Source organism: Hominilimicola fabiformis (assembly GCF_020687385.1).
Lineage (GTDB): Bacteria > Bacillota > Clostridia > UBA1381 > UBA1381 > Hominilimicola > Hominilimicola fabiformis.
The window spans coordinates 132,781-146,176 of record NZ_JAJEQM010000006.1 but is presented as its reverse complement, the minus strand read 5'-3'; the positions used below and the strand labels follow the sequence as shown (position 1 = coordinate 146,176).

Annotated in this window: 16 protein-coding genes; all 16 read right to left on the bottom strand. The window is 39.9% G+C overall.

What is annotated here, in order from left to right; all coding sequences use genetic code 11:
* Window positions 1-3 precede the first annotated feature (3 nt).
* The 16 genes from LKE05_RS06025 to yabP all read right to left on the bottom strand — a co-directional run bounded on the left by LKE05_RS06025 (window position 4) and on the right by yabP (window position 13,360).
* A complete protein-coding gene (locus LKE05_RS06025) occupies window positions 4-429 on the bottom strand; it encodes a YwiB family protein (protein WP_022230744.1) in 426 nt (141 codons plus the stop codon).
* Entirely contained in the window at window positions 410-1,222 is an 813-nt protein-coding gene (gene murI / locus LKE05_RS06020; protein ID WP_117967945.1) for a glutamate racemase, read from the bottom strand. The genes LKE05_RS06025 and murI overlap by 20 nt, the downstream gene beginning before the upstream one ends.
* The gene (locus LKE05_RS06015) at window positions 1,222-2,283 is read right to left on the bottom strand and encodes a D-alanine--D-alanine ligase family protein (RefSeq protein ID WP_308456274.1); all 1,062 of its coding nucleotides are present in this window, start codon (window positions 2,281-2,283) and stop codon (window positions 1,222-1,224) included. The genes murI and LKE05_RS06015 overlap by 1 nt, the downstream gene beginning before the upstream one ends.
* Before the next feature lie 76 nt (window positions 2,284-2,359).
* The gene (locus LKE05_RS06010) at window positions 2,360-3,271 is read right to left on the bottom strand and encodes an RluA family pseudouridine synthase (RefSeq protein WP_308456250.1); all 912 of its coding nucleotides are present in this window, start codon (window positions 3,269-3,271) and stop codon (window positions 2,360-2,362) included.
* Window positions 3,252-3,719 carry a signal peptidase II gene (gene lspA, locus LKE05_RS06005; protein WP_022230740.1) on the bottom strand — a complete coding sequence of 156 codons (468 nt, stop codon included), beginning with the start codon at window positions 3,717-3,719 and terminating at the stop codon, window positions 3,252-3,254. Before lspA ends, LKE05_RS06010 begins: the two co-directional genes overlap by 20 nt.
* An 11-nt stretch (window positions 3,720-3,730) precedes the next feature.
* On the bottom strand, window positions 3,731-4,810 hold the full coding sequence (gene aroB, locus LKE05_RS06000; protein WP_308456249.1) for a 3-dehydroquinate synthase: 1,080 nt from the start codon (window positions 4,808-4,810) through the stop codon (window positions 3,731-3,733).
* Window positions 4,811-4,850: 40 nt separating this feature from the next.
* Window positions 4,851-5,867, bottom strand: a complete 1,017-nt coding sequence (gene tsaD / locus LKE05_RS05995; protein WP_308456248.1) for a tRNA (adenosine(37)-N6)-threonylcarbamoyltransferase complex transferase subunit TsaD — start codon at window positions 5,865-5,867, stop codon at window positions 4,851-4,853.
* Window positions 5,857-6,315: a ribosomal protein S18-alanine N-acetyltransferase gene (gene rimI / locus LKE05_RS05990; RefSeq protein WP_308456247.1), complete on the bottom strand. Its 459-nt coding sequence runs from the start codon at window positions 6,313-6,315 to the stop codon at window positions 5,857-5,859. The genes tsaD and rimI overlap by 11 nt, the downstream gene beginning before the upstream one ends.
* A gap of 1 nt (window position 6,316) precedes the next feature.
* Complete coding sequence (locus LKE05_RS05985) at window positions 6,317-6,766, bottom strand: low molecular weight protein arginine phosphatase (protein ID WP_022230736.1); 450 nt, start codon at window positions 6,764-6,766, stop codon at window positions 6,317-6,319.
* 437 nt (window positions 6,767-7,203) lie between these two features.
* A complete protein-coding gene (locus LKE05_RS05980; protein ID WP_022230735.1) occupies window positions 7,204-8,223 on the bottom strand; it encodes an L-threonylcarbamoyladenylate synthase in 1,020 nt (339 codons plus the stop codon).
* A gap of 17 nt (window positions 8,224-8,240) precedes the next feature.
* Complete coding sequence (locus LKE05_RS05975) at window positions 8,241-9,686, bottom strand: nicotinate phosphoribosyltransferase (RefSeq protein ID WP_308456246.1); 1,446 nt, start codon at window positions 9,684-9,686, stop codon at window positions 8,241-8,243.
* Between the two features lie 17 nt (window positions 9,687-9,703).
* Window positions 9,704-11,782, bottom strand: coding sequence for a glycan biosynthesis hexose transferase WsfD (gene wsfD, locus LKE05_RS05970; RefSeq protein ID WP_308456245.1), 2,079 nt, complete (start codon window positions 11,780-11,782; stop codon window positions 9,704-9,706).
* A 67-nt stretch (window positions 11,783-11,849) separates the two neighbouring features.
* On the bottom strand, window positions 11,850-12,296 hold the full coding sequence (locus tag LKE05_RS05965) for a S1 RNA-binding domain-containing protein (RefSeq protein ID WP_022230732.1): 447 nt from the start codon (window positions 12,294-12,296) through the stop codon (window positions 11,850-11,852).
* 23 nt (window positions 12,297-12,319) lie between these two features.
* Window positions 12,320-12,640, bottom strand: coding sequence for an FtsB family cell division protein (locus LKE05_RS05960; protein ID WP_308456244.1), 321 nt, complete (start codon window positions 12,638-12,640; stop codon window positions 12,320-12,322).
* On the bottom strand, window positions 12,630-13,064 hold the full coding sequence (gene yabQ, locus LKE05_RS05955) for a spore cortex biosynthesis protein YabQ (RefSeq protein WP_308456243.1): 435 nt from the start codon (window positions 13,062-13,064) through the stop codon (window positions 12,630-12,632). The genes LKE05_RS05960 and yabQ overlap by 11 nt, the downstream gene beginning before the upstream one ends.
* Window positions 13,061-13,360 (bottom strand): sporulation protein YabP, encoded by a 300-nt coding sequence (gene yabP / locus LKE05_RS05950; RefSeq protein WP_308456242.1) that lies wholly within the window; start codon window positions 13,358-13,360, stop codon window positions 13,061-13,063. Before yabP ends, yabQ begins: the two co-directional genes overlap by 4 nt.
* Window positions 13,361-13,396 lie beyond the last annotated feature (36 nt).

The following is a 13,396-nucleotide window of genomic DNA, read 5'->3' as shown; positions in this document are numbered from 1 at the left end:
GCTCTACCTCTTACTTACCGTTATTTTCATATCGTTAAAATATTTTTCGCCCTGTACCGTAAGTGTATAAACAAGCTCGATAGTTCCGCCGTTCTCGTCAAGTTTTGATACTATTCTTTGCGTTTCAATCTCCATCGGCACTGTGCCGTAAGGCAAATGATACAAAAACTCTTTCTTTGTATCAACCTTATACGTCATTGACGAATTTACACTTCCCGTACGTTTTATAAGTATCTCGTTGCCGTCTATTTTTATCATAGACGAAATTTTATCTCCGTCATTTTCTGTTTTGTACGTTATATACTGCTTACCGTTTTTTTCGGTGTAATTTCCGTAAGCCGTTTCTTCTATTGTGTCGGTTTCCGAATCAATCGTCTGTCTGTTGCTGACCGTTATACGATATTCGTTATCAGTATTTTTCAATGTCAATCTTATTCACCTGTCCGTTAATTTCTCTTTCAAGGAAAATTCCGCCAAGCTCCTCAAAGCTTGATATATCATCGCTTACATAATATCTGTATTGATTTTCGTCACACTTGCCGTCATGCAAAAGGTTTTCTTTTGTAAGTTTCTTTTTTAAATACTTTGCAACCTCTGCGCCCGAATTTATAAGTGTAACGTCATCACCCATATATTCTCTTATAACCTTTTCAATCAAAGGATAATGCGTACAGCCCAAAATAAGTGTATCAACACCTTGATTTCTTATTTCTTCAAGATATTCCGCCACGATAATTCTCGTAACCTCCGTATCGAAATATCCGTTTTCAACAAGCGGTACAAACATAGGGCAAGCCTTTGCAAAAGTCTGCATCTCGCTGTCATATGCCTTTATCTGCTTTTCGTATTCACCGCTTTTGATTGTTCCCGCCGTACCTATAACGCCGATTTTCTTGTTCTTTGTCGCTCTTACCGCCGCATAAACAGCCGCGTCAATTACGCCGATAATCGGCACGTCAAATTCGTCCTTAATCGCAGGCAATGCCGCAGAACTTGCAGTTCCGCAAGCGATAACTATAATTTTCACATCAAATGTGTTAAGAAAACGTATGTCACCTCTTGTATATTTAAGCAACGTTTCTTTTGAACGCGAGCCGTAAGGAACTCTGCCCGTATCACCAAAATATATAATGTCCTCTTTCGGTAACTCATTTATTATCTGCTTTACGGCAGTAAGTCCTCCAAGTCCTGAATCAAAAACACCTATACATTTGTTATCCATTATTTTACTCTCTTTTCCGCAAGCTCGATAAGTTTGTCTAAAAGCTCGCTGTATTCTATACCGACAGCACCCCATAGTTTCGGATACATACTTATGTTTGTAAATCCCGGAAGTGTGTTGATTTCATTTAATACAACACTTCCGTCACTGTGCTTAACAAAAAAGTCAACTCTTGAAAGTCCGCTGCCGTCAAGTGCCTTAAACGCTCTTACGGCATACTCTCTGATTTGCTCGATTGTTTCCTTAGGCAGATCGGCAGGAATTTGAAGTTCTGTTGAGTTGTCGTTGTACTTTGCGTCAAAGTCATAAAATTCAACAGTCGGCATAATTTCACCTACTGTTGCGGCTTTTACGTCCTCATTACCAAGTACGGCACATTCAACCTCATGACCGTCGATATTTTCTTCTACAAGTATTTTTCTGTCAAACTGTGCGGCATTTTCAAGTGCGGCTTTTAATTCTTTTCTGTCGTGAGCCTTACCCACTCCGACAGACGAACCTGTTCTTGCAGGCTTAACAAAGCAAGGATAACCAAGCTTGTTTTCGATTTCATCCATCTTATCTTCAAAGTTGTCTGTTTTATTTACAACAACCCAATCAGCCTGCGGAATATCTGCACTTGCAAACACGATTTTTGATGAAGTCTTATCCATACCGTTTGCAGACGCCATTACGCCCATACCGACATAAGGTATTCCCGAAAGTTCAAAAAGACCTTGAATTGTTCCGTCCTCGCCGAACTCACCGTGAAGTACAGGGAAAATAACGTCAGGATGAATTTTCGTAACCTTATCGCCGTCAAAAACAAGTATAGCCTTATCCTCTGCATCAGGAGAAAGAATTGCCTTCTTCTTGTTTTCCGTATCCTGTTCCCATTCTCCGCTTTCAATCTTTGCATAGTCACCTGTGTACAGATACCATGCACCGTTTTTTGTAATTCCTATTGTTGAAATATTGTATTTATCTTTATTAAGGTTATTTAAAACCGATGTAACCGATTTTCTTGAAATTTCGTGTTCCGGTGACTGTCCGCCGAAAATAACACACAATTCTAACATTATGTAATCACTCCTAAAACTTTATATAATATTATAATACCTTTTTCGTCACTAAATTGCAAGTGTATTTATTAAAAGTTTATCTTTTTCTCAACTTTTCGAGTACATTTTCAAAATACTCCGGTATATCACTTGTAAATTCCATCATTTCGCCTGTCCGCGGGTGTACAAAACCAATCGTTTTTGCGTGAAGCAACTGACCGTTTAAATTGAACTTTTCTTTTTTAATTCCGTAAAGCGGGTCGCCTACTATGCTGTGACCGATTGACGCCATATGCACTCTTATCTGATGTGTTCTGCCTGTTTCAAGGATACATTCGACAAGTGTATATTGTCCGAACCGTTCAAGTACGTTAAAATGCGTAACCGCCTCACGTCCGTCGAATACAACAGCCATTTTCTTTCTGTCAGACGGATTTCTGCCGATAGGCTTATTTATTGTGCCGCTGTCCTCTTTTATATTGCCGTTTACAAGTGCAACATATTTACGCATCGCTTTGCGTTCTTTAAGCTGTTCCGACAACTTCAAATGTGCCTCATTATTTTTTGCGACTATCAAAAGTCCCGACGTGTCCTTATCAATTCTATGCACAATCCCTGGACGGATCACACCGTTAATTGCCGAAAGTTCGTCACCGCAATGGTAGACAAGACCGTTTACAAGCGTACCGCTCTCGTTACCCGGTGCAGGGTGAACGCAAAGTCCCTGCGGTTTGTTCACAACAATAACATCACTGTCCTCATATACGATATTAAGCGGTATATTTTCAGGCTCAATAGAAAGTTCTTCGGGTTCGGGTACATTTATCGTTATTTCCTCCGTACCCAAAATCTTATATTTCTTTAAAAGCTGTTTTTCTCCGCAAAGCACAAAACCGTCCTCGCATAATTTTGCCGCATAACTTCTCGAAATATTCGAATTGTCTGCAATGAATTTATCAAGTCTTTCGCCTTTGTTTTTCTCTGCCGCATTAATTTTTAACGTCTGCATTTTTATCCTCTTTATCAAACCAAATAAAATAAACCACAAGCAATATCGCACCGACTGTTATACCTATATCGGCAATATTGAATACCGGAAAGTTTATAAATGACGTCTGTATATAGTCAATAACAAAACCTCTGAAAATTCTGTCTATTGCATTGCCGAATGCACCCGCAAACATCATTGTAATCGATGTACACAAAAGCGGATGTGTCGGCTTTTTCTTTATCCAGTATATTACCGCACAGATACAAAATGCAACCGAAATAATACTCAAAAGCGAGAGTTTTCCCGAAAGTAATGAAAATGCCGCGCCCTTATTTTGAATATATGTTATATCAAATAAATTCAGTATCGAAAATGCGGTATCGCCTACATTCATACCCGAAACAACCAAGTATTTTACCGCTTGATCGGCTATAATTATAAGCACCGCAATAATAAGCCAAAGCATATATAATCTCCTTATTTTGTAATATAATCGAATGCAGCGAATATTTCGGTCTTTGAAACATCAGTCGTCTGCATAACCTCGCCGACTTTTGTCGGCAAAACAAATTTTAATTTACCTGCAATTTTCTTTTTGTCCTTCTGCATATAGCCGTAAACAACCTCTTTTTCAGGCAAATCAACGCGAATTTTAAAACCGTACATATCAAGTACGTTCTCAATACGATTTAATGTACTTTCATCAATCATATTTCGTTTATACGCAATATACGATGCACCGACCATACCGATTCCGACACACTCACCGTGAGTCATCTTAAAATCATATGCCGATTCGACCGCGTGACCGATTGTATGACCGAAATTGAGAATTGCACGAAGTCCGTTTTCTTTTTCGTCCTGCTCAACAACGTCAGCCTTAATCGAACAATTTATCTTATCCATCTTTATAAGCGTTTCATTGTCAAGTGTTTTTATCTTGTCGCTGTTTTTCTCGATATAATCAAAGAACTCGCTGTCTCTTATAATTCCGTGCTTGATAACCTCTCCCATACCCGAAACGAATTGTTCGTTCGGAAGTGATTTCAAAGTTGCCACATTTATGTACACAAGTTTCGGCTGATGAAAAGCACCTAAAATATTCTTGCTTTCCATAAAGTCAATACCTGTTTTTCCGCCGACAGAGCTGTCCGACTGTGAAAGTAGTGTTGTAGGCACTTGCACAAAATCAATACCGCGCATAAATATTGCCGCGGCAAATCCTGCCATATCTCCTACCACGCCGCCGCCAAGTGCAACAATCATACTTTTTCTGTCCATTTCGTGTTCGATACACGCACCGCATATGCCGAGTATTGTATCCATACCCTTGTTTTCTTCACCTGCCGTAAATGCGTATATTTTTGAATCGTAGCCGTTTTTTATAAGTAAATCGTTTACTTCGTCGGCATATAGTTTTTCTACGTTACTGTCCGTTACAACAAGTAATTTTTTCGGTGCATTTATATCCGACATTGCTTTTGCAAAGCCGTTAAAGCTATCCGAAAAAAGTATATCGTATGATTTTTTTCCTAAATCAACAAATAATTTTTCCATATTCAATATTCCTTTTAGTGTCCCTGTTTTTAGTGTCCCCTTATAATGAAAGTGACGGTATCGCATTAAGCGTCATATCCGCAAAATTCTTTTCAAGATAACCGTAATATCCCGCACAGGCTATCATTACTGCATTATCCGTACAAAGTATAGGCTCCGGATATACAACTTTTATGCCCTTTTCGCCTGCAAGTTTTGTCATTTTTTCACGCAACGCACTGTTTGACGCAACACCGCCTGCAAGTGCGATAATCTTGCTGTTTTTCTGTTCTGCCGCCTCTATCGTGTGTTCACACAAAACGTCCGTAACCGCATCCTGAAAGCTTGCGGCAATGTCGGCTTTATTATATTCTTCACCGTTTTGTTCAAGTTTGTGAAGATAATTTATGACCGCTGTTTTAACACCGCTGAATGAGAAATCAAGCGAATTTTTATCCATTCTCACGCGTGGGAAATCAACCGCTTTCGGATTACCCTCTTTGGCAAGTTTATCAATAAGCGGACCGCCCGGATAACCCAAACCAAGCACACGAGCTATTTTGTCAAACGCCTCACCTGCCGCATCGTCACGTGTTCTGCCCATTATTTCAAGATGCGTGTAATCCTCAACGCTCACAATATGACTGTGTCCGCCTGACGCAACAAGACATACAAACGGCGGTTCTAAATCTTTGTGTGCCACAAAATTAGCCATTATGTGTCCCTTTATGTGATGTACCGGCACAAGCGGTTTGTTAAGTGCAAACGCAAGTGCTTTTGCCGTTGATACTCCGACAAGCAACGCACCGACAAGACCCGGACCGTATGTAACCGCAATCGCGTCAATATCGTCAAATGTTACGTTTGCCTCCTCCAATGCCCCGTCTATAACCGCGTCAATCGTTTCAATGTGTCGTCTTGACGCAACCTCCGGTACAACACCGCCGAATTTTTTATGCAATGCTATCTGCGTATTTATTACGTTAGACAAAACCTCTCTGCCGTCTTTTACGACAGCTGCCGCAGTTTCGTCACATGAACTTTCAATTCCAAGTATAAGCACGTTATCACTCCTCACACGGTTCAAAGCTTTTCGTCATTATCCAAGCGTCCTCACCGTTATCACTGTAATATCTTTTTCTCTCGCCTATTATATCAAAACCGTATTTTTTGTAAAGCCCTTGTGCCGCTATATTACTTTTGCGGACTTCAAGAGTTAAAAGCTCCAGCTTTAATGTAACGGCTGTTTTTATCATTTCACTGATAAGCATACTGCCTATTCCGTTTTTTCTGTATTCGGGAAGTACCGCGACATTTGTTATATCACCCTCACCCGACACGTTCCAAAACCCTGCATAGCCGATACACTTACCGTTATCCTTTGCGACAAAATACACCGCAAGTTTGTTTTGCATTTCGTCGCGAAAAGATTTTTCCGACCACGGAACTGCAAAGCACTTTTTTTCAAGCTCCGCAATTTCCGAAACGTCATCATCTGTCATTCGTGTTATCGTAATATTTTTCATATCACTTTTTACTTTGCATATCTGCGATTTTTTCCGCAACGTCTACAAGCGCGTCATAAATCTCTTGTGCAACTTCTTCATATTCTTCAAGGTCACCGCCGTAAGGATCGGATATGTCACCGCTTGAACCTGCATATTCAAGTAATGTGTATACCTTGCCTTTTGCCAAAGGCTCAAGTATTTGCTTGTGTCCCTCTGTCATTGTTAGGATTAAATCGCATTGCTTTATAAGGTCCTCCGTTACAGGCTGTGTTCTGTGGCCTGATAAGTCTATGCCGTATTTCATAAGTGCTTTAATCGCATTTTCACTTGCACCTTGACCGTCCTCGGCAAATATTCCGGCTGATTCGATAAATACATCAAGGTCGTTTTCAACAGCGATTTTGTCCATTATCGCTGCCGCCATCGCACTTCGGCACGTGTTGCCTGTACATACAAATAATATATTCATAAATTTCGTATCTCCTTTCGTATTTTGGTATGCCACCACACTTGTTCGGGCAATCGATGATTGCCTCTACGTATCTCGCTTTGCCACCACTCCGTCACTATCGTGACACCTCTCCTCAAGGAGAGGCTTTTTGGTATTCGCTGACTTTCACAAGGCTCCCATTGAGGGGAACTGTCAACAACGTCGACTGTGGGGTGTTTCTTGCGGGCAACCGATGATCGCCCCTACATATTGTACCGCCATGCCACCACTCCGTCACTTCGTGACACCTCTCCTCAAGGAGAGGCTTTTGGGTATTCGCTAATTTCCGCAAGGCTCCCATTGAGGGGAGCTGTCGACAACGTCGACTGTGGGGTGTTTCTTGCGGGCGACCAATGATCGCCCCTACTAATTGTACCGCCCCAAGCAAAAGTGGTGCTGTGGGCGATTTTTCGGTTTTAGACGTGGATTACTCTCTGAGCCGCCGCTTTATACAATCTGTTTTTCACTGCAAGTCCGTAGCCGTCTTTTTCGGAAAATTCGGCAAATACCACTTCAACGCCAAGTTCATCAAATTCACGCAATGCCGCAAACAAGTTTTTTGCATACTCTTTATTTGTACTTCCTGCCGAAAGCATCACTGCTTTATCATACACTGCACCGTACATTGTAAGCACTCCCGTTACTTTCCCCTCAGTCTGTTCAAGAAGTTCCTTTATCTTACTCTGCACCGCGTCTTTTTCACCCTCAACAACGGTTACTTCCGCATTAGGCGCATAATGTTTATACTTCATACCCGGACATTTCGGCACTTCATCTGCCGCAATGGAATGTAATATATTTTTATCTATTTCAACGTCAAGACCTATGCCTTTCAAATCGTCATACGTCACGCCGCCCGGTCTTAATATAACCGGCTTTTCACCTGTAAAATCAACGATTGTCGACTCCACACCCACATTACATTCGCCACCGTCAATTATAGCGTCAATTCTTCCCGTCATATCCTTTACAACGTGCTTTGCCTTTGTCGGACTCGGTTTTCCCGAAAGATTTGCACTCGGTGCGGCAATCGGAACACCTGCCGCTTTTATAAGTTTCTGAGCCGTTTCATGTAACGGAAAACGTATTGCAACAGTATTAAGTCCTGCCGTAACATCATTGGGTACAACCGATTTTTTCTTTAAAATAATTGTCACGGGTCCCGGCATAAAATTATCTATAACTTTCTTTGCACTTTCCGGTATTTCCTCCGCAATATCTTTTATCTGCCCTTTATCGCATATATGCACTATAAGCGGATTATCGGATGGTCTGCCCTTTGCGGCATAAATTTTCTTAGCTGCGTCCGAATCAAAAGCTGACGCACCCAAACCGTAAACTGTTTCAGTCGGAAATGCGACCAGTCCGCCGTTTCTCAATATTTCGCCAGCCTCGGCAATTTCGTTATCATCTGTATGAAATAATTTCGTATCCATTATTTTCTTAACCTCTGTCAATCTTGATATTCTTCAAGCATTGTATGCTTTAAATTCCACAATTTCTCCGACAAATCAACGTAATAAGTATGAGGATTTTCAAATCTCTTAACCTCGTCCCAAAGTCCGTCAATCTCCATTTTACAATATTCGCGAAGTACATTAAGGTCGGGACATTCATACACGCACTTACCCTTTTCAAATATAGGTTTTAGCAATTCTCGTGAATAAAAGTCCGTAACAGTTTTCTTCTTCCACGTATGTTCGGGATCAAATATTGTGTACGGTTTGTTGTTATCGATAGTTTCACCGTGCATTGTAATAACGTCCGCAATCGCACGGCTGTCGCTCTTTGAATATAATCTATGCACCTGTTTAAATCCCGGTGTTGTAATCTTTACAACATTTTCACTAATCTTAATCTTCGGAATAATATTTTCGTCATTATCTTCAACCGCCACAAGTTTATACACACCGCCGAATACAGGCTCTGACTTAGACGTTATAAGTCTTTCACCCACACCGAACATATCAATCTTAGCACCCTGCAAAAGCATATCACGAATTATATACTCGTCAAGTGAATTTGACGCAACTATCTGACAATCCGGATAACCTGCGTCGTCAAGCATTTTACGGCACTTTTTAGACAAATACGTTATATCGCCCGAATCAATTCTTACACCCTTAGGTCTTGCTCCCATGGGTTTTAATACTTCATCAAAAACCTTAATTGCGTTCGGTATACCCGATTTCAGCACATTATAAGTATCAACAAGCAAAGTACAGCCTGTCGGATAATTCTTCGCATACGCATAAAACGCCTCATATTCACTGTCAAAAAGCTGTACCCAACTATGTGCCATTGTTCCAAGTGCCGGCACTCCGTAAAGTTCATCGGAAATAGTACAAGCCGTACCTGCAACACCGCCTATATACGCGGCTCTTGCACCGATAGTTGCGGCACTGTAACCCTGAGCGCGTCTTGAGCCGAACTCCATAACAGCTCTGCCCTGTGCGGCTCTTACAATTCTGTTTGCCTTAGTCGCAATAAGGCTCTGGTGGTTTATCGTAAGCAAAATCATCGTTTCGACAAACTGCGCCTGTATTACAGGACCTCTTACCGTAATAATCGGCTCGCCAGGAAATATCGGTGTACCGTCAGGCACTGCCCATACGTCACATTCAAACTTAAAATTCTCCAAATATTTAAGAAATTCCTCTTTAAAAATTCCTTTACTCCGAAGATATTCAATATCTTCCGCTGTAAAGTTAATCTCTTTTATATATTCAATAATCTGCTCAACGCCCGCCATTATGGCAAAACCGCCGTCTTCGGGAACTCGTCTGAAAAACATATCGAAATATGCAATTTTATCCTTATATCCCTCGGCAAAAAAGCCATTCATCATTGTAAACTCATAAAAATCCGTGAGCATTGTCAAATTCATTTCATTTTTCATATATGTTACCTCTGTATTTACTCCGCTTTTATTCTTACTGCCGCACGCACTCCATCTATATTATCTACGTTTGTATGAAGAATAAACCCGTCATTCTTCATATATCTCTGCATTTTGTCATTATAGCCGTATGGGCATAAAATCCAATACGAACCGCGTACATCTATCGTTTTCATCATATCAAGTGTCGGAATATAAACCATATCATCAACGTAATACTTATACGCACTTTCCGAAAGGTCTGCAACCTCACTTCTTGTAGCACTCCAATAATGAGTATGATCACCGCTCACCGCAAGTCCTCTGTCGTTATAAGTAAGCATAACTTCGTTTTCCTTCGGCTCAATTCTTGCAAGTTCGTCCATTGTGAACTCGCTTATAAAGTCGGAATTAAGCCACTGTCTTAAATCGCTTGTTTCCCACATATTATTTTCGTCATCAAAAATTCTTTCGGTAACGCAATCCTTGGTAACAATAACCTTACTGCCGTCATCATATTCCTGCATTACTTCCCACTTAAGCGGCTGACCGTTATATGTTCCGAATTCAATAGTTTCCTTAGGCGGCTCAATCTGCAATACTCCTACCGCAACGGCAAGTGCCGCTATCGATGCAATCCTGTTACGCAGCTGCATATTTACTATTCCTAAAATAATTACCGCAAAAAGCACGTCCATACAATTTGCAAAAAGGAACATATGTTTCATAATATCCGCCTCACCGTTTCCGACAATCGGAAGACACATATTAATCCACAATCCGACTATAAGCACATACATTGCCATAATCATATACAACCTTTTTTCATCGGTTTCTTTATGATTTTTAACAAGATATATGTGTACAAATATAACATACAACGTCATTATAATCGCCATTGCAAACACGATATACGGATTATACAAAAACTTTGTCGCCACTCGCAGGTTACTCCACAAACTGAAACGGTTTGAATACTGCATTAGTACCGTTTCTGAATTACCCGAATTAAGCGGTCTCAAGCATGACGCGTTTTCTATCGAAAAAGCGATTTTCTTTACGAACCTTACAGGGTGTCTTAAATAGAAAAACACAATATTCGCTTTTGATATTCTGTCGTAAAAATCGTGCTGAAATTCGTCTGTTGTTATATCAATCGGATATTCACCGTCACCCATATAAGCATGAGTATTAACAAGCGGTAAATACTTTTCGTCAATACCTAGCTGTTTTAAATCCTTTTCGGGCGTTTCACTTTCCTTGACCGCACCGAAAAATACCGACTGATACGTTGTATCATAGTGCATCCATGACGGAATACTCATATACAAATTCGTTATACAAACCGCCGCCAAAATAACGCATATAAGCACGCCGATTCTGTAAAGCTTGCCCTTACGCAAATACGCAAAAGAAAGTGCAAGCACCGAAACTATAACCGAATACGGCACATTCGCAAGTTTTGAACCTGCGAAAAAGTACAGTGCCACAAAAAAGCAAGCTATTTTCGGTATAGTCGGTCGTTTGTATATCAAAAGCCCCAACGCAATAAGTATCATAAGCGACACGTATTGCAGCGGTTCTCCGTACAGCGAATTGAAGTACAGCAAATACCCCGCGTCACAAAATATAAATATAAATATCAGAAATACAGCTATCTGCATTTTTCTCGGTTCATCCGCAAAAAACGTAAATATTCCCCATGCCGCCGTTGACAGCATAAGTATGTATATAAATGCCAAATACGCAATATTGTATGTTGTTTCATCACGCGAAGTTATTTTGTTTGCGACAAAGTTCATAACCTTAGACGCTTTTATGATTATAAACTGCGGTGATGAATATATATCTTCTTCGTTGTTAGACTCACAAAGATACGTTATCTTGTCCCAAAATTCCGCGCCCTCGACTTTCATCTTATAATCCTGTTTGAACAGATAATAATAATTGCTGTCATTTTCATATTCCATATTATTTACAAGCAGTACTCTCCTGAAATCGCCGTTATCGGAAAGTCCGATATTATCACCCATATAAAGTACAGAAAAAGAAAGTATAAAAACTATAATCGCACCAATAAGCGGAAATATTCTCTTGTTGTTTTTCAATAATTCCATCTGAATCTCCTTATTTGCTTTTATAGCAAAATAGGCGGAAAATACCCTTTCCGCCTACAAAATTCTATTAAAATGAATGAGTGTTCTTTCTGCTGTAGCCGCCTGAACGCTTTGAATCGTTATTACGTCTTAATGTCTGCATTTTTTCATCACTGTCCTGTTTGAACTTTGAAAGTTTATCTTCAAACGACAAACTGTCCGATGATGACGCACTCCAATCTATATCAGCAGGACGTATAGGACCTTTGTTCTCTTGTCTGTGTCTTGGAGCTCTTTCCTTTTTTTCTTCTGCCTGTTTCATTGAAAGACTGATTTTTCCCGACTCATCAATTTTGATGACCTTTACTTTTACAGTATCGCCTTTCTTTACGCAGTCATTTATATCCTTAACATATCTTGAAGAAAGTTCGGATATGTGAACAAGACCGGACTGTTTATTTCCGATATCCACGAATGCACCGAACGGCATTACACTTACAACCTTGCCCTCTAATATACTACCTACTGAAACCATATTATTTTGTTTTTCCTCTCTGTTTATTGTTGTTCACCTGATACGTCCACAAAAACCTTAGCGTTGCTCTTTATTAAACCAAGTTTTTCGCTCGCCATTTTTTCTATGTACTCATCGGTATTAACTTTGCCTTTTAATTCTTCAATTTCCTTCTGACGTTCCTGTTCGTATTCGATTTGGTTTGTCAGCTTTGCAACTTCCGCTTTACTTGCATTTATCTGCGGAATTTGCATAAGACCTTTAAATATCATTCCGCCTACCAAAAATACAAGTAATGCTATTTTTAGTCCCTTTTGATGTTCCTTTACAAAATTTATTATTAAGTTTTTGTATTCATTCATCATGGGTATCATGACCTTTCCGTCGTTTATTTTTTATAACTCCAATTATAGGCACTATTAAAATTTTATACAAAAACTTCGGCGGTGTCAAGAGTATTTTGAAAATAAACTTAGTAAATTTCAAAATATTTTCAAATATAAACAAAAAAAGCTTTAAAATCCATTTACTAAACAGCAAAAAGTAGAAAACAGTGCCTAAAATTATCCCAAGCGGTTCGTAAAATCTAAATATTCCGCTGTTGAAATTCCACGCCGCCGCACTTATGACAAATGCCGCAAATATCCAAAACAATATATCGCTTGCAGAAACTATTACCGCAGACGGATTTAAAACCATTCGCATTGCCCTGAGCATATCAAATACAACCGCCAGCGCACCGCCGCATATAATCATCGCAAGAAATACATATACTTCTCGGCTTATCATTTGAACAGACCCGCAAAAAATCCGTCCTTGCCTTTGTTTACATACTGTATCGAATGTATCTCGCCTTTAACGTCAAGCATTCCCGTATCGGTATTAAGCTGATTTATACTTAGATTTTTACCTTTTATACAAAGTCCGCCCATACTTGTTTTCAGCATAACCTGACTGTCCGAAAATTCAGATACGTCATTCACTCCGGAAAGCGACATTTTAGACCTGTTCACAAGCGATATTGAGTGTTCCTTTTCCGCAAAGCTTTCAGAAATACTTTTTTCGATTTTAGACATTTGAGCCATTTAAACCGCCTCCATATATTTAATCTGATTTTAGTT

Coding starts and splice junctions, on each gene's coding strand:
- murI (WP_117967945.1), bottom strand. CDS start 1,222: ATGGATAACAAATGTATAGGTGTTTTTGATTCAGGACTTGGAGGACTT.
- LKE05_RS06010 (WP_308456250.1), bottom strand. CDS start 3,271: ATGCAGACGTTAAAAATTAATGCGGCAGAGAAAAACAAAGGCGAAAGA.
- lspA (WP_022230740.1), bottom strand. CDS start 3,719: ATGCTTTGGCTTATTATTGCGGTGCTTATAATTATAGCCGATCAAGCG.
- aroB (WP_308456249.1), bottom strand. CDS start 4,810: ATGGAAAAATTATTTGTTGATTTAGGAAAAAAATCATACGATATACTT.
- rimI (WP_308456247.1), bottom strand. CDS start 6,315: ATGAAAAATATTACGATAACACGAATGACAGATGATGACGTTTCGGAA.
- LKE05_RS05985 (WP_022230736.1), bottom strand. CDS start 6,766: ATGAATATATTATTTGTATGTACAGGCAACACGTGCCGAAGTGCGATG.
- LKE05_RS05980 (WP_022230735.1), bottom strand. CDS start 8,223: ATGGATACGAAATTATTTCATACAGATGATAACGAAATTGCCGAGGCT.
- LKE05_RS05975 (WP_308456246.1), bottom strand. CDS start 9,686: ATGAAAAATGAAATGAATTTGACAATGCTCACGGATTTTTATGAGTTT.
- wsfD (WP_308456245.1), bottom strand. CDS start 11,782: ATGGAATTATTGAAAAACAACAAGAGAATATTTCCGCTTATTGGTGCG.
- LKE05_RS05965 (WP_022230732.1), bottom strand. CDS start 12,296: ATGGTTTCAGTAGGTAGTATATTAGAGGGCAAGGTTGTAAGTGTAATG.
- LKE05_RS05960 (WP_308456244.1), bottom strand. CDS start 12,640: ATGATGAATGAATACAAAAACTTAATAATAAATTTTGTAAAGGAACAT.
- yabQ (WP_308456243.1), bottom strand. CDS start 13,064: ATGATAAGCCGAGAAGTATATGTATTTCTTGCGATGATTATATGCGGC.
- yabP (WP_308456242.1), bottom strand. CDS start 13,360: ATGGCTCAAATGTCTAAAATCGAAAAAAGTATTTCTGAAAGCTTTGCG.